Origin of the sequence: Streptomyces sp. (genome assembly GCF_035644915.1) — a bacterium.
In the GTDB taxonomy this organism is placed as follows: Bacteria; Actinomycetota; Actinomycetes; order Streptomycetales; family Streptomycetaceae; genus Streptomyces.
The window spans coordinates 21,493-39,157 of the sequence record NZ_DASQNP010000011.1; the positions used below are offsets into that span (position 1 = coordinate 21,493).

Genomic DNA, 17,665 nt, shown 5'->3' on the forward strand with positions numbered 1-17,665 from the left:
GCGGATGGCCGACACGCATGTGCTCTTCGTGGAGGACGACGACGTCATCCGGGAGGCCACCCAGCTCACGCTGGAACGCGACGGCTTCACGGTGACCGCCGTCGCGGACGGGCTGGAGGGGCTGACGGCGTTCCGCTCCCACCGCCCCGACATCGCGCTGCTGGACGTGATGGTGCCGGGTCTGGACGGGGTGAGCCTGTGCCGCCGCATCCGCGACGAGTCGCTGGTCCCGGTGATCATGGTGTCGGCGCGCGCGGACTCCATCGACGTGGTGCTGGGCCTGGAGGCCGGGGCCGACGACTACGTCACCAAGCCGTTCGACAGCGCGGTGCTGGTCGCCCGGATCCGCGCGGTGCTGCGCCGCTTCGTCCAGGCGCGGAACGCCACGGACCACCGGGACGACCGGGACGCCGGGACACTGCGGTTCGGTGATCTGGAGGTCGACACCGACGGGATGGAGGTGCGGCGCGCCGGGGAGCCGGTGCCGCTGACCCCGACGGAGATGCGGCTGCTGCTGGAGTTCTCCGCCGCCCCGGGCACGGTGCTGAGCCGCGACCGGCTGCTGGAGCGGGTGTGGGACTACGACTGGGGCGGCGACACCCGGGTCGTGGACGTCCATGTGCAGCGGTTGCGGGGCAAGATCGGGCAGCAGCGGATCGAGACGGTCCGCGGCTTCGGCTACAAGCTGAAGGGCTGACCGGCGCATGGGCCCGCGCACCGCTCCGCGCGCGCACCGCCAGCCGTACCGGCGGCGGTCGTACCGGCGCCTGGTCCGCCGCGTGCGGTGCGTGGTGCGGCGGTGGGTTCCGCGCACCGGCCTGCGCTGGAAGCTCAGCGCCGCCATCGCCGTCGTCGGCGCGCTGGTGGCGCTGGTGCTCAGCCTGGTGGTCCACAACGCCGCCCGCTCCTCGATGCTCGACAGCAGCCGCGACGTGCAGGACGAGCGGGTGGTGTCCGCCCAGCGGATCTACGAGTCCCTCGGCCGCCTCCCCTTCGGCGCCGAGATCGACGATCCCGCGCTGCCGGAGCCGCTGCGGCAGGCCGTCACCGGGGGCGAGCGCGCCACCTATGTGGTGGAGGAGCCCGGCCGGGCCCTCGACGTCTGGGCGGCCGCGCCGCTGCCCGACGGCCGGGTGCTCTCCCTGCACACCCGCTTCACCGACCGCTACGCCATCCTCGCCGACCTGGACCGGGTGCTGGTGCTGGGTTCGGCGGCGGTGGTGCTGGGCGGCACCGTGCTGGGCGTGCTGATCGGCGGGCGGCTCTCCCGCCGGCTGCGCCAGGCGGCCGAGGCGGCGGGCCGGGTCGCGGAGGGCGAGACCCGGGTGCGCGTGCGGGACGCCATCGGCGGCCGGGTGCGCGACGAGACCGACGAACTGGCGCGCGCCGTGGACCGGATGGCCGAGGCCCTCCAGCGGCGGCTGGAGGCCGAGCGCCGGGTCACCGCCGACATCGCCCACGAACTGCGCACCCCGGTGACCGGTCTGCTCACCGCCGCGGAGCTGCTGCCGCCCGGCCGTCCCACCGAACTGGTCCGCGACCGGGCCCAGGCGCTGCGCACCCTGGTGGAGGACGTGCTGGAGGTCGCCCGGCTGGACGGTGCCGCCGAACGCGCCGAACTCCAGGAGGTGGCGCTGGGCGAGTTCGTCGCACGCCGGGTGCGCGCGCTGGCGCCCGACGCGCGCCTGACCGTCGAGCGGGACGCCGTGGTGACCACCGACCCGCGCCGTCTGGAGCGCATCCTCGGCAACCTCCTCGCCAATGCCGCGCGCCACGGCCGCGCCCCCGTCGAGGTGGTGGTCGACGGACGTCGGCTGCTGGTGCGCGACCACGGTCCCGGCTTCCCGGAGGACCTGCTGGCCGAGGGGCCGAGCCGCTTCCGCACGGGCAGCACGGACCGGGCCGGCCGCGGTCACGGCCTGGGGCTGACGATCGCGATGGGCCAGGCGCGGGTGCTCGGCGCCCGCCTCACCCTCCGCAACGCCCGGCCGGCCGGCGCGCTGGCCGTCCTGTGGCTCCCCCCGTCACCGCCGGACGCCGCCGTCCCGCGGGCCGCCGGGACCGTACGGGCCGACGCCTCCTGATCCGCCGGACGCCGCTGCCGGCGACCGGCCCGGCCGTCCCCGGCGGCACTCCGGCCGCGGGACCGGCTGCGGAATCGGCCGCAGGACCGGCCGCGGATCCGGCCGGGGGATCAGTCGCAGACCTCCGACCACTCCTTGCTCAGGTCCAGTCCGTCCGTGCGGCGCTCGGTCAGCGAGTACCAGTTGCCGGACGCGTCCCGGAAGATCGCCTCGATGCCGTACGGCCGCTCCTGCGGCTCCTGGACGAACTCCACGCCCCGCCCCTTCAGCTCCTCGTACGTGGCGCGGCAGTCGTCCGTCCGCATCACCCCGACCCCCAGGACCCCCTTGCTGACCAGCTTGGTCAGCGCCTCGGCCGACTCGGGGTCGAGCCCGGAGCCGTCCGTCCGCATCAGCGTCAGCTCGACGTCCGGCTGGTCCTTGGCGCCGACGGTGATCCAGCGCATGTCACCGATGGAGGCGTCGGTGCGCACCTCGAAACCGAGCTTCTCGGTGAAGAACCTCACGTCCCGCTCCTGGTCGGTGGACCAGACGGTGGCTATGGACAAGCCCTTGATCATGGTGTTCTCCCACGGTCGTGAACATGTGGTTTCACCGTAGGCAGCGCCCCCCTCATTCCGCTTCTCCGGAATTGCGCTTCTTGAACCCGCCCGTCCACAGCATCGCGTAGCACCCCGGTATCAGCGCCGCCCCGCGCCGCAGGTGCCGTACGCGGTAGGCGCTGGGGCTCATCCCCGTCAGCTCCTTGAAGCGGGTGGAGAAGGTGCCGAGGCTGCTGAAACCGACGCGGACGCAGATCTCGGTGACGGAGAGGTCGGCGCACCGCAGCAGCTCCTCGGCCCGCTCCACACGGCGCCGGGTGAGGTACTGCCCGGGCGTCTCTCCATAGGCTGCCTTGAAGGCGCGGACGAAGTGGTAGCGCGAGTACCCGGCGTGCGCGGCCACCGCGTCCACGTCGAGCGGCTCCGCCCAGTCGCGGTCCATCAGGTCCTTGGCGCGCCGGAGCTGCCGCAGCCTGGTCGTCCCGGGTGTGGTCATGTCCCGATGGTCACACGGGGGTCCGACAGCGGAGCGTGTCCCGTTCCGCACTCCCGCACGGCGGCCCGGCCCTACGATTTCCACCGACAGGCCGGAGATTCGGGGGAGGCTCATGGACGCCGCGGCCATCGGGGCGCGGCTGGCGGCGGGCGCCGTCACGCCGCTGGTCAGGAAGCTGTTCGTACGGGAGGGGCCGGGCGCCGGGCTGGTCGGCCGGCCCGTGCGGCTGAGCGGCTGGGTCTCCTTCCGGGGCGAGAAGCGCACCCTGGACGAGAAGGACCTGCACCGGCTCGCGGACGAGCTGCTGGAGCGGGCCGTCGGCCCGCTCCCGGCGGCCGAGCGGCTGCCCCGGCACGAGGAGCGGGCCGTCGTCCACGCCCTGGCCCGCACGCTGTACGCCCTCGGCGACCTGGACATGGACGAGGTCCAGGCGGTCGCCCTGGGCGAGCGGGAACTGGCCCGGCGGCTGCGCGCGGCGGCCGGGGAGCCCACCCGGGACCTGGCCGAGGGCGCGGCCGTGCTGCACGACGTGCTGCTGGAGGCCGCCTGCCGCCAGATCCTGCACTTCTTCACCCAGCGCTCCACGTTCGTCGCCCGCGCCCTGGTGGAGCAGACCCGGCGGCAGGCGGCGCTGGAGGCGCGCGTCGAGGCCGGCGCCGAGCGCGCGCTCCCCCACGCCGGTGACGCCTCCTTCGAGCGCCGGTACGCCGAGTACGTGGTGCGCAAGCACAGCCGTCTGACCATCTACGGCCTCGACCTGGCCCACTCCCGCGAGTGGCGGCTCGACACGGCGTTCCTGTCGCTGGAGGCGAGCCGGGACGACGGCGAGCGGTCCGTTCCGGTGCGCACCGACCGGATCTTCGACGGCCGCACCCGGGTGCTGCTGCGCGGCGTGGCCGGGTCGGGCAAGACGACGCTGGTGCAGTGGCTGGCGGTGACGGCCGCCCGGTCGGCGGACGCGGAGGGTGCACCGCACCCGCAGCTCACCGGCCGCGTCCCGTTCGTCCTCCCCCTGCGGGCGTTCGCCTCCGCCGGGCTGCCCACGCCCGACCGCTTCCTGGAGGCGGTGCGCTGCCCCCTCGCCGGGGCACAGCCGCCGGGCTGGGCCGACCGGGTGCTCGCGGGCGGTCGCGGGCTGCTGCTCGTCGACGGCGTGGACGAGATCCCCGAGCGGGAGCGCGAGGAGACCCGCCGCCGACTCCGCGATCTGATCGGCGCCTATCCGGACAACCTGTGGCTGGTCACCTCCCGCCCCTCGGCGGTGCGCGACGAGTGGCTGGCCTCGGAGGGCTTCGGCGAGCTGACCCTGACGCCGATGGACCGCGACGACACCGTCGCCTTCGTGGAGCGCTGGCACGCCGCCGCCGACGCCGCCCCGGAGCTGGCCCGCTCCCTGCTGACCGCCCTGCGCACCCGGCAGGACCTCGGCCGTCTGGCCACCAACCCGCTGATGTGCGGACTGCTGTGCGCCCTGCACCGCGAGCGCCACGGCTTCCTGCCGCAGGGCCGCAAGGACCTGTACGAGGCGGCGCTGTCGATGCTGCTGGAACGCCGCGACCTGGAGCGGGGCATGTCCCGCGAGGGCGATCTGCGGCTGGCCAAGGAGCCGCAGATCACGCTGTTGCAGAAGCTGGCGTACTGGATGGTCCGCAACGACCGCGCCCAGATGGACCGCGAGGACGCGCTGGCCGTCCTGGCCGGCGCGCTGCCGATGATGGCGTACGTCGAAGCCGCGCCGAAGGAGGTGCTGCGCCACCTGCTGGAGCGCAGCGGCCTGCTGCGCGAGCCCGTGGCGGGGCAGGTCGACTTCGTCCACCGCACCTTCCAGGACTACCTGGCCGCCAAGGCGCTGGTGGAGGCCCGCGACTTCCCCTGGCTGGTGGACAACGCGCACCGGACCGAGCTGGAGGACGTGGTGCGGATGGCGGTCGCCCATGCCCGCCCGGACGAGCGCGCCCGCATCCTCGACGGTCTGGTCGCCGCCGGAGACCGCGACAGGAACCCCGCCCGGACCGACCGCCGCAGACTGCTGGCCCTGGCCTGCCTGGAGCACGCCACCGAGCTGGACCCGGCCGTACGGGACCGGGTGCGCTCCGCCGTCGCCTCGCTGCTCCCACCGCACGGGACGAGCCAGGCCCGCTATCTGGCGGAGCTGGGCGGGCCGCTCGTCCTGGGGCTGCTGCCCGGGCCCGAGGGGTTGACGGAGAAGGCCGCGAAGGCGGTCGTCGTCACCGCGACCCTGGTGGGCACCGACGCGGCGATCCCGCTGCTCGCCCGGTTCCGGGACCACTCCTCGCTCGACGTGCGGCGCCAGCTCGCCTGGGCCTGGCACCGCTTCGACCGCGGGACGTACGCCGAGGAGGTCCTCGCCCACCTCGACGAGGACGGCCTGTACTTCTCCGCCCGCGGCGCCGACGATCTGCGCGCCCTGCGCGCCCTGGGCGGACGCTCCCGCATCGAGTACCGGCGTCCCCTCGCCTCCCCCGCCGAGCTGACCGAGCACATCGAACCCGAGCGGCTGACCCACCTGTGGCTGGACTCCGCGTCCGTCACCGGACTGCCGCCGGACGTCTCCTGGCTGAGCGCCTTCCCCCGGCTGGAGGTCCTGGTGCTGCCGGGGGTCCGTCCCGGTGATGTCAGGGGGCTTCCGCCCGGTGTCGAGCTGCGCGCCGGGCCCTGACCGGAAGGGGCTCCTCCGTGCTCCTTCCGCACACGGCCGCGGCCCGGGACCGTGTGTACGGTCCCGGGCCGCGTCACGTCGCGCTCGGCGCTCGGCTCTCAGCCGGAGGTGCGGATCACACGTCCTTGGAGAGGTTGGGGCCGCCGCCCGCCGCCGACTCCACCGGAGGGGCGTCCGGCAGGGCCGACTTCTCCTCGCCGCGGAAGGTGAACTTCTTCGCCTCGCCCTCGCCCTCGGTGTCGACGACCACGATGTGACCGGGGCGCAGCTCGCCGAAGAGGATCTTCTCCGACAGCACGTCCTCGATCTCCCGCTGGATCGTCCGGCGCAGCGGCCGGGCGCCCAGGACGGGGTCGTAGCCCTTCTTGGCGAGCAGCTTCTTGGCGTCCGTGCTGAGCTCGATGCCCATGTCACGGTCCTTGAGCCGCTCGTCCACCTTGGCGATCATCAGGTCGACGATCTGGATGATGTCGCTCTCGGTGAGCTGGTGGAAGACCACCGTGTCGTCGACACGGTTGAGGAACTCGGGCCGGAAGTGCTGCTTGAGCTCCTCGTTGACCTTCGCCTTCATCCGCTCGTAGCCGGTCCGGACGTCGCCCTGGGCGGCGAAGCCCAGGTTGAAGCCCTTGGAGATGTCCCGGGTGCCGAGGTTGGTCGTCATGATGATGACGGTGTTCTTGAAGTCCACGACCCGGCCCTGGGAGTCGGTCAGGCGACCGTCCTCCAGGATCTGCAGCAGCGAGTTGAAGATGTCCGGGTGGGCCTTCTCGACCTCGTCGAACAGGACGACCGAGAACGGCTTGCGCCGCACCTTCTCGGTGAGCTGGCCGCCCTCCTCGTACCCGACGTAGCCGGGGGGCGAGCCGAAGAGCCGCGAGACGGTGTGCTTCTCGCTGAACTCCGACATGTCGAGGGAGATCAGGGCGTCCTCGTCGCCGAAGAGGAACTCCGCCAGGGTCTTGGAGAGCTCGGTCTTACCGACGCCCGACGGTCCGGCGAAGATGAACGAGCCACCGGGGCGCTTGGGGTCCTTCAGACCGGCCCGCGTACGGCGGATGGCCTGGGACAGCGCCTTGATGGCGTCCTCCTGCCCGATGACGCGCTTGTGCAGCTCGTCCTCCATGCGGAGCAGGCGCGAGGACTCCTCCTCGGTGAGCTTGAACACCGGGATGCCCGTGGCCGTGGCCAGGACCTCGGCGATCAGCTCCTCGTCCACCTCGGCGACGACGTCCATGTCGCCGGCCTTCCACTCCTTCTCCCGCTTCGCCTTGGCGGCCAGGAGCTGCTTCTCGGTGTCGCGGAGGGAGGCGGCCTTCTCGAAGTCCTGCGAGTCGATCGCGGACTCCTTGTCCCGGCGGACGGCGGCGATCTTCTCGTCGAACTCGCGCAGGTCCGGCGGAGCGGTCATCCGGCGGATGCGCATCCGGGAACCGGCCTCGTCGATCAGGTCGATCGCCTTGTCCGGCAGGAAGCGGTCCGAGATGTAGCGGTCGGCCAGGGTCGCGGCGGCCACCAGGGCGGCGTCCGTGATGGACACGCGGTGGTGCGCCTCGTAGCGGTCGCGCAGGCCCTTGAGGATCTCGATGGTGTGCGGCAGCGACGGCTCGGCGACCTGGATGGGCTGGAAGCGGCGCTCCAGGGCCGCGTCCTTCTCCAGGTGCTTGCGGTACTCGTCGAGGGTGGTCGCGCCGATGGTCTGGAGTTCACCGCGGGCCAGCATCGGCTTGAGGATGCTGGCGGCATCGATCGCGCCCTCGGCGGCGCCCGCACCCACCAGGGTGTGGAGCTCGTCGATGAACAGGATGATGTCGCCGCGGGTGCGGATCTCCTTGAGCACCTTCTTCAGGCGCTCCTCGAAGTCACCGCGGTAGCGGGAGCCGGCGACCAGGGCGCCCAGGTCCAGGGTGTAGAGGTGCTTGTCCTTGAGGGTCTCGGGCACCTCGCCCTTGACGATGGCCTGGGCCAGGCCCTCGACGACGGCCGTCTTACCGACGCCGGGCTCGCCGATGAGCACCGGGTTGTTCTTGGTACGGCGGGACAGCACCTGCATGACCCGCTCGATCTCCTTCTCGCGCCCGATGACCGGGTCGAGCTTGGACTCGCGGGCGGCCTGGGTCAGGTTGCGGCCGAACTGGTCCAGCACCAGGGAGGTCGAGGGGGTGCCCTCGGAGGGACCGCCGGCGGTGGCGGCCTCCTTGCCTCCGGAGTAGCCGGACAGCAGCTGGATGACCTGCTGCCGCACCCGGTTCAGGTCGGCGCCGAGCTTCACGAGGACCTGGGCGGCGACGCCCTCGCCCTCGCGGATCAGGCCGAGCAGGATGTGCTCCGTACCGATGTAGTTGTGGCCGAGCTGGAGGGCCTCGCGGAGCGACAGCTCCAGGACCTTCTTGGCACGGGGGGTGAAGGGGATGTGGCCGGACGGGGCCTGCTGCCCCTGGCCGATGATCTCCTCCACCTGCTGGCGGACCGCCTCGAGCGAAATCCCGAGGCTCTCCAGGGCCTTAGCGGCGACACCCTCACCCTCGTGGATCAGGCCCAGGAGGATGTGCTCGGTGCCGATGTAGTTGTGGTTGAGCATCCGGGCCTCTTCCTGAGCCAGGACGACAACCCGCCGCGCGCGGTCGGTGAACCTCTCGAACATCGTTAATCGCTCCTCAGAGCGGTCAGGCAGTAAGGGGTCGGTCCCCTCCCTGTCCTTCCGCAGCTTAGTCCCGCAAGCGGGGACCGCTCATTCCAACTGCCGACACCCGTCCGGATCGCCCCCGCGCCGGCGGGGAGGAGAAGTCGCCTACCCTCCCGCCCTCGTCCCGAACAGCCGACAACAGTTCCAACCCGATGGTGCGAGACGATGTTCCCGCAGGCCAGACATATCCGCCTGCTTCCACTACGCCGACGGCGAACGCCTCTCAGGCCCACACGTCCGTCCAACGCTCCATCGCCGGTGCCCGCACCCCCGTTCCACGTGGGATTTCTTCACGGACTTCTTACCCCGGGACACTGACAGTCCATGCCGGGCACGGCGGGTGCATCCGCTATGGGCGAACACTCTTGCGTGGTGCGCCGGATGTGCTCTGTGTCACTCCGGCGGCGCTCCGGCGGCATTCCGGCGGCGCTCCGGCGGCTCCCGGAGCGGCTGCGGCGGTGCGTAACCGGCGCGGTGTTCGGCAGTTGTTTCGTACATGACGCATACGGCACGCCCGGCGCCCGCCGTTCCCCGGACGCGCACCTGTGGCCCCTCACGCCCCCCGGGCCCCGGAAGTCCCCCGGGTCCTCCGGGCGGCACGGCTGTCACGGCTGTCACGGTCGGCTCGGCCGCCACGGACGGCGTGGACGCGCTGGAGGTGCCGGAGGCCGCCGGGCGGGCGCTGCTGCGGCGGCGCGGGCTCCGTACGGGCGCGGTCGCCTGGGACCGGGCGGCGGGGAGGATGCGGTTCCTGCTGCCGCCGGGCAGCGCGGAGGAGGTGCCGGGCCTGCTGGAGTGGCTGGAGTGGGGCGGGATCGAGCTGGACCTGGCCGTCCTGGCCGCCTGCGACCCTCGGGAGGCCGCCGTGTGGGTGCGGCCTCCCGGACGGGGACGCGAAGCGGATCTGGTCGGCCTGGTGAGCGCGGCGGCGACGGAGTGCCACCGCGCGCGGCTCGTCCGCGCGACTCAGCCGTTCGCCTTCTCGTAGGCCTCGCGGATGTTGGCGGGAACCCGGCCCCGGTCGTTGACCTCGTAGCCGTTCTCCTTCGCCCAGGCACGGATCTTCGCGGTGTCCTGGCTGCCGCCGCCGGACGGACGGGCCTTGCCGCGGGCCGAACGGCCACCGGTACGACGGCCGTTCTTCACGTACGGCTCAAGCAGGCTGCGGAGCTTGTCCGCGTTGGCGGTGGTGAGGTCGATCTCGTAGGTCTTGCCGTCGAGAGCGAACGTCACGGTCTCGTCCGCCTCACCGCCGTCGATGTCGTCGACAAGAAGGACCTGAACCTTCTGCGCCACCGGTTACTCCCATTCGTCGTGTGCGGTCAGTCATCGAAAACCGATTACTGATACTGACGACGAAAGCAAACCGCTTTTCCCGGGAAAACACAAACCCTCCGCGAACTTCGCCGGGGCAGCCCGGCTGGATTGGAGGGATCTTTCGGACATAGGCCTCACGGCGCCGGCCGGTCATAGGTGCAGCAGCATCCGCGTGTTACCCAAGGTGTTGGGTTTCACTCGTTCGAGCCCCAGGAACTCGGCTACGCCTTCGTCATAGGAACGCAGCAGCTCGCTGTAGACATCCCCGTCCACCGGGGTCTCACCGATCTCGGTGAAGCCGTGCCGGGCGAAGAAGTCCACTTCGAAGGTGAGGCAGAAAATGCGCCGGACACCCAGTCGGCGCGCGGTCTCCAGCAGCTTCTCCAGCACCAGGTGCCCCACGCCCCTGCCCCTGATCACGGGGTCGACCGCGAGGGTGCGGACTTCGGCCAGGTCCTCCCACATCACGTGGAGCGCGCCACAGGCGACGACCTCGGCGTCCCGGACGCGTTCGGCGACCCAGAACTCCTGGATGTCCTCGTAAAGCGTCACCGTGGCTTTGTCGAGCAGGATGCGGTCGCGCGCGTAGGTGTCGATGAGGCGGCGTATGGCGCGCACATCACCGGTTCTCGCCCGGCGGACGGTGACCTCGCTTACGGGGCTTGCGGCTTCTGGCATGTCCGGACGCTATCGCTCCGAAGCTCCACGACTCTCCGCGGGGGCATCGAGATGGACACCGTCGAGTTGCACGACGCGCAAGGCGTCCCGCAGAGCTTCCACCTGTTCCGGCGACATCATGCCGAAGAAGGCCACAAGGGCCGCGGCGGGGTTGTCGCTCGCGGCCCAGGCTTCGTTCATCAGGGCCGCGGAGTAGGCGGCCCGGGTGGAGACCGCTTCATATCGATAGGCCCGGCCTTCTCGCTCGCGCCGCAGCCAGCCCTTCTCCCGAAGGTTGTCCATTACGGTCATGACCGTGGTGTAGGCGATCGACCGTTCCCGCCGGATGTCGTCGAGGACTTCCCGCACGGTGACCGGGCGGTTCCACCGCCACACCCGCGTCATCACCGCGTCTTCGAGCTCTCCCAATGGTCGGGGCACAACAAGAACAATAGCCGCATACGCGTCATATTGGACGTTTCGCTTTGATCATGGGAGCCAGGGAAGGGCATGGGGCGGGCGAGAGGTCCCTCGCCCGCCCCATGCCCTTCCGCTGTCCGCGGCGTCGGCGCCGCCGCCTTCAGGCGCGCTCCTGGCCGTCCGTCCGTGCCGACCGCTGCGCGGCCTCGTCGCGCGCGGCGAGCGCGCGGTCCACGGCGGCGTCCTCCTTGGCCTTGTTCGCGCCGCCCTGGCTCCTGATGATCGTCACGATGAGCGCGGTGAAGGCCACGGCCATCACCGCGGGCGGGGTGAGTGCGGCGATGTACTCCATGCCGGTCAGCCTCCTTCGGTCCCGGGCTTCCAGCCTAACCGGCGCCCCTGCGCCGCCCGCACGCGCGTCCGCGCCGCCCGGCGGGGGCCGGTGCCGGACGTCAGGCCGGGAGGGCCCGCCGGGACGGCCGGGCCTCCCGGCGGCGGGGCGGGAAGACGTCGGCGGGGGTGGGCACGGGGCCCGGCCGGGCTGCCCGGTGCGGCTCGCGGCGCGGTTCGCAGTGCGGCTCGGCGCGCGGTACGGCCGCCGGACGGCCGCTGCCCGGCGGGCCGGCCGACAGTTCGCAGCGCCGCAGCAGCCCGGCGCGGCGTTCCGCCTCCGCCGCACCGGCCGGCTCGGCGCACAGGTCCTGGAGCGCCTCCAGGTCCTCCGGGTGCGGTGGGCAGCCCAGCGCCAGGGCCTCCTCCAGCCGCGCCAGATAGCCGGACGCGGAGCCCGGCAGCGCCGCGCGGTAGCGTCCGAGGTCGGCCAGCAGGAAGGCCCTCAGCCGGTCCGCCTCGCGGACGGCCTCGTCCAGGGCCCCGGCCAGCCACAGGCACTCCCGCACCGCCTCGGCCCACTCCTCCGGACGCTCATCCGGCCGCTCGTCCGGCCGCCCCGCGGGCCCCGCACCGGACCGCCGCCCGTCGGCGTCCGGCGCCGGCACCCGCGCCGGGGCGGAGGCGGGCTGGAGGACGAGGGCGAGGGCGCGCCTGAGGACGCGCAGCTCGTCGGCGCCGAAGAGCATGGCGCCCCGGGAACCGTAAGGCGTGGGCATACGGCGACATTACGTCAAAAAACGACAAAAGCCGACAAAATCCTCTTGCGTCTCGGCTGTGTCCCGACTGGTCCCGACGGCCCTGGCCCGACTGGTCCCGACGGCCCTGGCCCGGCGGCCGGCCCGTCCGCCGGCTCCGTCAGCCCCGTGCCATGTTCCGCTCGTAGACCAGGCGCAGGCCGATCAGCGTCAGCCACGGCTCGTGCTCGTCGATGACGGACGCCTCGCCCAGCACCATCGGCGCCAGGCCGCCGGTGGCGATGACGGTCACCTCGCCCGGGTCGTCGGCCAGCTCGCGGGCCATCCGCTCCACCACGCCGTCCACCTGTCCGGCGAAGCCGTAGAGGATGCCGGACTGCATCGCCTCGATGGTGTTCTTGCCGACGACGCTGCGCGGGCGGGCCAGCTCGATCTTGCGGAGCTGCGCGCCGCGCACGCCCAGCGCGTCGACGGAGATCTCGATGCCCGGGGCGATGGCGCCGCCGACGTACTCGCCGCGGGCCGAGACGGCGTCGAAGGTGGTGGCCGTGCCGAAGTCCACGACGATGCTCGGGCCGCCGTACAGCTCGATCGCGGCCGCCGCGTTGATGATCCGGTCCGCGCCGACCTCCTTGGGGTTGTCCACCAGCACGGGCACCCCGGTCTTCACGCCCGGCTCGACGAGGACGGACGGGATGTCGCCGTAGTGACGGCGGGTCACCTCGCGCAGCTCGTGCAGGACGGACGGGACGGTGGAGCAGATGCAGATGCCGTCGACGCCGTCGCCCAGCTCCTCGCCCAGCAGCGGGTGCATGCCCATCAGGCCCTGGAGGAGGACGGCCCACTCGTCGGCCGTGCGGCGGGCGTCGGTGGAGATCCGCCAGTGCTCGACGATCTCGTCGCCGTCGAACAGTCCGAGGACGGTGTGCGTGTTGCCGACGTCGATCGTGAGCAGCATCAGGCCCGCTCCTCCCGCGCCTCGTCGCGCAGGTCCAGGCCGATGTCGAGGATCGGGGCGGAGTGGGTGAGGCCGCCCACCGCCAGGTAGTCCACGCCGGCCTCCGCGTACGCGCGGGCGTTGTCGAGGGTGAGGCGGCCGGAGGACTCCAGCTTCGCGCGGCCGGCGACCAGGCGGACCGCCTCGGCGGTCTCCTCGGGGGTGAAGTTGTCCAGCAGGATCAGGTCGGCGCCCTCGGCGAGGACGGGCTCGATCTGGTCCAGCCGGTCCACCTCCACCTCGATCGGCACGTCCGGGAACTCCTCGCGGACCCTCCGGAACGCCTCGGCCACGCCGCCCGCCGCGACCACGTGGTTGTCCTTGATCAGCGCGGCGTCCGACAGCGACATCCGGTGGTTGACCCCGCCGCCGCAGCGCACCGCGTACTTCTCCAGGGCGCGCAGCCCCGGGGTCGTCTTGCGGGTGTCGCGGACCTTCGCGCCCGTGCCCTCCAGGACGTCGGTCCAGGCCCGGGTGGCGGTGGCGATGCCGGAGAGCCGGCACAGCAGGTTGAGGGCGCTGCGCTCGGCGGTGAGCAGGTCGCGGGTGCGGGTGCGCACCGACAGCAGCTTCTGCCCCGCGCTCACGCGGTCGCCGTCCTCCGCGTGCCGCTCGACCTCGAACTCCTCGGTGCAGACCACCGACAGGACCGCCTCGGCGATCCGCAGCCCGGCGACGGTGCCCGCCTCGCGGGCGGTGAAGTCACCGGTGGCGACGGCGTCCTCGGGGATGGTGGCGACGGTGGTGACGTCCACGCCCTGGTCGAGGTCCTCCTCGATCGCCATGTGGGCGATGTCCTCGACCTGCACCGGGTCCAGGCCGGCGTCCGCCAGCAGGTGCGCGAGGTCGGGGTCCAGCCCGCACTCCAGCGGGTCCAGGTCGAAGTCGCCCGCGTCCGTGTCGGCGCCGCAGCCGCAGGCGTCCCCGCAGCCGCCTCCGCTCACCGCCTCGCCGGGGCGGCCGAAACCGATCTGGAGCAGCGGGAGTTCACGGGGGGTGGGGCTGGTCACGGTATCTCCTCGTGGGCGACCGGGGGAAAGGCGGTCGAGTCGGTCGTACGGACGACGAGGGTAGAGCCCTCGGCGGCGGGGCGCAGGGCGACGACGAGATGCCGCTGCCAGGAGGCGTCGTCGCGGTCGGGGTGGTCCTCGCGCCAGTGGCAGCCGCGGGTCTCGGTGCGGCGCAGGGCGGCGGCGACCAGGACGGTGGCGACGAGGTGGAGGTTGGCCGTCTCCCAGCTCTCGACGCCGGGTTCGGCGGCCTTGCCCGGGGCGCCGGAGTCCGCGCGGAGCGCCTCCAGTTCGCCGGCGGTCCGCGCGAGGCTGTCGGCGGAGCGCAGCACCCCGGCGCCGGCGGTCATGGCCCGCTGGATCGCGTACCGCGCCTCGGGCGGCAGCGGCGGGACGGTCCGCTCGTCGCCGGGCACCACGGGCACGGAGGTGCGCGCGGGGGTGCGGGCGATGTCGGCGGCGATCCGCTCGGCGAAGACCAGGCCCTCCAGCAGGGAGTTGGAGGCCAGCCGGTTGGCGCCGTGCACGCCCGTGCAGGCGACCTCGCCGCAGGCGTACAGGCCGGGCACGGTGGTACGGCCCGCCAGGTCGGTGCGGACGCCGCCGGAGGCGTAGTGCGCGGCGGGCGCGACCGGGATCGGCTCGGTGACCGGGTCGATGCCGTGGGCGCGGCAGGCGGCGAGGATGGTGGGGAAGCGCTCCGCCCACATCCGCGCGCCGAAGTGCCGCGCGTCCAGGTACATGTGGTCCGCGCCCCGCTCCCGCATCCGCCGCATGATGCCCTTGGCGACGATGTCGCGCGGCGCCAGCTCGGCCAGCTCGTGCCGTCCCACCATGAAGCGCTCGCCGTCCGCGTCGACCAGGTGCGCGCCCTCGCCGCGCACGGCCTCCGACACCAGCGGCTGCTGGCCCTCGCTCCCCGGGCCCAGGTAGAGCACGGTCGGGTGGAACTGGACGAACTCCAGGTCGGAGACCTCCGCGCCGGCCCGCAGCGCCAGCGCGACGCCGTCGCCGGTGGAGACGGCGGGGTTGGTGGTGGCGGAGAACACCTGCCCCATGCCGCCGGTGGCCAGCACCACCGCCGGGGCGTGGACCGCGCCCACGCCGTCGTGCCGCCCCTCCCCCATCACGTGCAGGGAGACGCCCGCGGCACGTCCGTCGGCGTCCTTCAGCAGGTCCAGGACGAGCGCGTTCTCCACCGTCTCGATGCCGGCCTCCCGTACGGCCGCCACCAGCGCCCGGCTGATCTCCGCGCCGGTCGCGTCGCCGCCGGCGTGGGCGATGCGGCGCCGGTGGTGGCCGCCCTCGCGGGTCAGCGCGATCTCCCCGGCCTCGGAGGTGTCGAACCGCGCCCCGGCCCTGATCAGCCGCCGCACCGCGTCCGGTCCCTCGGTGACCAGCGTCCGCACGGCCTCCTCGTCGCACAGGCCCGCGCCCGCGACCAGGGTGTCCGCCAGGTGCTGCTCGGGGGTGTCGCCCTCGCCCAGCGCGGCGGCTATCCCGCCCTGCGCCCAGCGCGTGGAACCGGCGTCCAGCCGGGCCTTGGTGACGATCACGGTCTTCCGGCCGGCGGCGGCGCAGCGCAGGGCGGCGGTCAGCCCGGCCACCCCGGAGCCGACCACCACCACGTCCGCCTCGACGACCCATCCGGGGCGCGGCCCCGCCAGGCGCAGGCCCGTGGCGCCGGTCACGAGTCCGCCCCCCGCCGCCCGAGGTGCAGGCGGACGTTGTCGATCAGCCGCGTGGTGCCCACCCGTGCCGCCACGGCGAGCACGGCCTCGCCCTCGTACGCGCCGGGCGCCTCCGGGACCTCCGTGAAGTCGGACGGGTCCACCAGCGCCAGGTAGTCGACCTCCAGCGGCGGGTCCGCGTCCCCGGCCCCGGCCAGGACGGCCTCGGCAGCGGCGCGCACCTCGCGCGGTCCGCCGCCCCGCGCGAGCGCGTCGCGCCCGGCGAACAGGGCGCGGGAGAGGGCCAGGGCCGTGGTGCGCTCCTCCTTGGACAGGTAGCGGTTGCGGCTGGAGAGGGCCAGCCCGTCGGCCTCGCGCACGGTGGGCACGCCCACGATCTCCACGGGGAAGTTCAGGTCGCGGACCATGCGCGTGATCAGGGCGAGCTGCTGCGCGTCCTTCTCGCCGTAGAGCGCCAGGTCGGGGGCGGTGAGGTGGAGGAGCTTGGCGACGACCGTGAGCACGCCGTCGAAGTGGCCGGGCCGGAAGGCGCCCTCCAGGCGCCCGCCCGTCGGGCCCGCGGAGATCCGCACCTCGGGCTCCCCGCCGGGGTAGACCTCGTCCACCGGCGGCGCGAAGACGACGTCGGCGCCCGCCCCGGCGGCCACCACCACGTCCGCGTCCAGCGTGCGCGGGTAGCGGTCCAGGTCCTCGCCCGCGCCGAACTGCAGCGGGTTGACGAAGACGGTGACCACCACCTGGCCGTCGGGGCCGGCCTGCTCGCGGGCGGCGCGGACCAGGGCGGCGTGGCCCTCGTGGAGGGCGCCCATGGTCATCACCACCGCCCGCCGGCCGCGGCGCGGCAGGGCGCGCAGCTCGGCGGCGGTGCGCAGCACCGGCACGGACACGGACACGTTCGGGCTCCTTCTTCGTTCGGTCGCCTCGGTCACCGGGTTCCTCCGTCGGGGTCGGAGGGGCCGTCGGAGAGCACGTCGAGCAGGTCCTCGGCCGCCTCCGGCCTGAGCAGTCCGTGGGCCAGGGCGCGGTCCGCGGTCGTACGGGCCATGGCCAGGTAGCCCGCCACCGCCTGCGGGGCGTGGCGGCGCAGCTCGGCGACGTGGGCGGCGACCGTTCCCGCGTCGCCCCGGGCGACCGGGCCGGTCAGCGCGGCGTCGCCGGAGCGCAGGGCGTTGTCCAGGGCCGCGCCGAGCAGCGGGCCGAGCATCCGGTCGGGGGCGGCGACCCCGGCCTTGCGCAGCAGCTCCATCGACTGGGCGACCAGGGTGACCAGGTGGTTGGCGCCGACGGCCAGGGCCGCGTGGTAGAGCGGGCGGGCCTCCTCGGCGATCCACTCCGGCTCCCCGCCCATCTCGATGACCAGCGCCTCGGCGGCCAGCCGCAGCTCCTCGGGCGCGGTGACCCCGAACGGGCAGCCCGCCAGCCGGGCGACGTCCACGGGGGTGCCGGTGAACGTCATCACCGGGTGCAGCGCCAGCGGCAGGGCGCCGGCCCGCGTCGCCGGGTCCAGGACGGCGGTGCCGAAGCGGCCGGAGGCGTGCGCCAGGAGCTGGCCGGGCCGTACGGCGCCGGTCCGCGCCAGCCCGGCGACCAGCCCGGGCAGGGCGTCGTCGGGGACGGTGAGCAGCACGAGGTCGGCGCGGGCCAGCACCTCGGCGGGCTCCACCAGCGGCACCCCCGGCAGCAGGGCCTCGGCCCGGCGGCGGGAGGCGTCGGAGACGCCGGAGGCGGCCACCGGGCGGTGCCCGGCGAGCCGGAGCGCGGCGGCCAGGGCGGGGCCGACGCGGCCCGCCCCGACGACGCCGACGGCCAGGCGCGCGGGACGGTCCCCGGCGGCGCCGGAGGGGTGTTCATTCACGTGAGCTGGGCCTTCCGTTCCAGTCCGCTGGGATTCGGTACCGGACGATTGCTGCCATGCTACGCGGGCGCCCGGGGCGCCGGTCCGGGCGGTGGACGGAAGGCGGACGGGAGGCGGACGGGAGGCGGTGCTGCGGACGGGGCGG

Annotated in this window: 17 protein-coding genes; 4 read left to right on the forward strand and 13 right to left on the reverse strand. The window is 73.6% G+C overall.

What is annotated here, in order from left to right:
- Positions 1 to 4: 4 nt before the first annotated feature.
- Both cseB and VE546_RS01885 read left to right on the forward strand, forming a co-directional pair.
- Complete coding sequence (gene cseB, locus VE546_RS01880) at positions 5 to 697, forward strand: two-component system response regulator CseB (protein ID WP_324917182.1); 693 nt, start codon at positions 5 to 7, stop codon at positions 695 to 697.
- 82 nt (positions 698 to 779) lie between these two features.
- On the forward strand, positions 780 to 2,084 hold the full coding sequence (locus tag VE546_RS01885; protein WP_414720376.1) for a sensor histidine kinase: 1,305 nt from the start codon (positions 780 to 782) through the stop codon (positions 2,082 to 2,084).
- Between the two features lie 110 nt (positions 2,085 to 2,194).
- Here VE546_RS01885 and VE546_RS01890 read toward each other — a convergent pair whose 3' ends face one another.
- Positions 2,195 to 2,644 (reverse strand): VOC family protein, encoded by a 450-nt coding sequence (locus tag VE546_RS01890; protein ID WP_324917188.1) that lies wholly within the window; start codon positions 2,642 to 2,644, stop codon positions 2,195 to 2,197.
- 52 nt (positions 2,645 to 2,696) lie between these two features.
- Positions 2,697 to 3,122: a helix-turn-helix transcriptional regulator gene (locus tag VE546_RS01895; RefSeq protein ID WP_324917191.1), complete on the reverse strand. Its 426-nt coding sequence runs from the start codon at positions 3,120 to 3,122 to the stop codon at positions 2,697 to 2,699.
- Between the two features lie 112 nt (positions 3,123 to 3,234).
- On the opposite strand from VE546_RS01895, the gene VE546_RS01900 reads away from it, so the two are divergent.
- On the forward strand, positions 3,235 to 5,802 hold the full coding sequence (locus VE546_RS01900) for an NACHT domain-containing protein (RefSeq protein ID WP_324917194.1): 2,568 nt from the start codon (positions 3,235 to 3,237) through the stop codon (positions 5,800 to 5,802).
- Between the two features lie 115 nt (positions 5,803 to 5,917).
- On the opposite strand, the gene VE546_RS01905 is transcribed toward VE546_RS01900, so the two are convergent.
- Positions 5,918 to 8,443: an ATP-dependent Clp protease ATP-binding subunit gene (locus VE546_RS01905; RefSeq protein ID WP_324917198.1), complete on the reverse strand. Its 2,526-nt coding sequence runs from the start codon at positions 8,441 to 8,443 to the stop codon at positions 5,918 to 5,920.
- A 685-nt stretch (positions 8,444 to 9,128) separates the two neighbouring features.
- Between VE546_RS01905 and VE546_RS01910 the strand changes: the two genes are divergently transcribed.
- On the forward strand, positions 9,129 to 9,473 hold the full coding sequence (locus tag VE546_RS01910; RefSeq protein ID WP_414720374.1) for a hypothetical protein: 345 nt from the start codon (positions 9,129 to 9,131) through the stop codon (positions 9,471 to 9,473).
- Here the strand turns inward: VE546_RS01910 and VE546_RS01915 are convergent.
- The 10 genes from VE546_RS01915 to VE546_RS01960 all read right to left on the reverse strand — a co-directional run bounded on the left by VE546_RS01915 (position 9,452) and on the right by VE546_RS01960 (position 17,520).
- Complete coding sequence (locus VE546_RS01915; protein ID WP_324917201.1) at positions 9,452 to 9,781, reverse strand: Lsr2 family protein; 330 nt, start codon at positions 9,779 to 9,781, stop codon at positions 9,452 to 9,454. The genes VE546_RS01910 and VE546_RS01915 overlap by 22 nt on opposite strands.
- 171 nt (positions 9,782 to 9,952) lie before the next feature.
- Positions 9,953 to 10,480 carry an amino-acid N-acetyltransferase gene (locus VE546_RS01920; RefSeq protein ID WP_324917204.1) on the reverse strand — a complete coding sequence of 176 codons (528 nt, stop codon included), beginning with the start codon at positions 10,478 to 10,480 and terminating at the stop codon, positions 9,953 to 9,955.
- A 9-nt stretch (positions 10,481 to 10,489) separates the two neighbouring features.
- The gene (locus tag VE546_RS01925; protein WP_324917207.1) at positions 10,490 to 10,900 is read right to left on the reverse strand and encodes a BlaI/MecI/CopY family transcriptional regulator; all 411 of its coding nucleotides are present in this window, start codon (positions 10,898 to 10,900) and stop codon (positions 10,490 to 10,492) included.
- A 139-nt stretch (positions 10,901 to 11,039) separates the two neighbouring features.
- The gene (locus VE546_RS01930; RefSeq protein ID WP_324917210.1) at positions 11,040 to 11,231 is read right to left on the reverse strand and encodes a hypothetical protein; all 192 of its coding nucleotides are present in this window, start codon (positions 11,229 to 11,231) and stop codon (positions 11,040 to 11,042) included.
- 100 nt (positions 11,232 to 11,331) lie between these two features.
- Positions 11,332 to 11,988, reverse strand: a complete 657-nt coding sequence (locus tag VE546_RS01935) for a hypothetical protein (protein WP_324917213.1) — start codon at positions 11,986 to 11,988, stop codon at positions 11,332 to 11,334.
- 139 nt (positions 11,989 to 12,127) lie between these two features.
- Positions 12,128 to 12,925, reverse strand: a complete 798-nt coding sequence (locus VE546_RS01940; protein WP_324917215.1) for a type III pantothenate kinase — start codon at positions 12,923 to 12,925, stop codon at positions 12,128 to 12,130.
- Complete coding sequence (gene nadC / locus VE546_RS01945; protein WP_324917218.1) at positions 12,925 to 13,974, reverse strand: carboxylating nicotinate-nucleotide diphosphorylase; 1,050 nt, start codon at positions 13,972 to 13,974, stop codon at positions 12,925 to 12,927. Before nadC ends, VE546_RS01940 begins: the two co-directional genes overlap by 1 nt.
- A complete protein-coding gene (locus VE546_RS01950; RefSeq protein ID WP_324917221.1) occupies positions 13,971 to 15,665 on the reverse strand; it encodes an L-aspartate oxidase in 1,695 nt (564 codons plus the stop codon). Before VE546_RS01950 ends, nadC begins: the two co-directional genes overlap by 4 nt.
- On the reverse strand, positions 15,662 to 16,552 hold the full coding sequence (gene panC, locus VE546_RS01955; RefSeq protein WP_324917233.1) for a pantoate--beta-alanine ligase: 891 nt from the start codon (positions 16,550 to 16,552) through the stop codon (positions 15,662 to 15,664). The genes VE546_RS01950 and panC overlap by 4 nt, the downstream gene beginning before the upstream one ends.
- Positions 16,553 to 16,590: 38 nt before the next feature.
- Positions 16,591 to 17,520, reverse strand: a complete 930-nt coding sequence (locus VE546_RS01960) for a Rossmann-like and DUF2520 domain-containing protein (RefSeq protein WP_324917224.1) — start codon at positions 17,518 to 17,520, stop codon at positions 16,591 to 16,593.
- Positions 17,521 to 17,665: the final 145 nt, after the last annotated feature.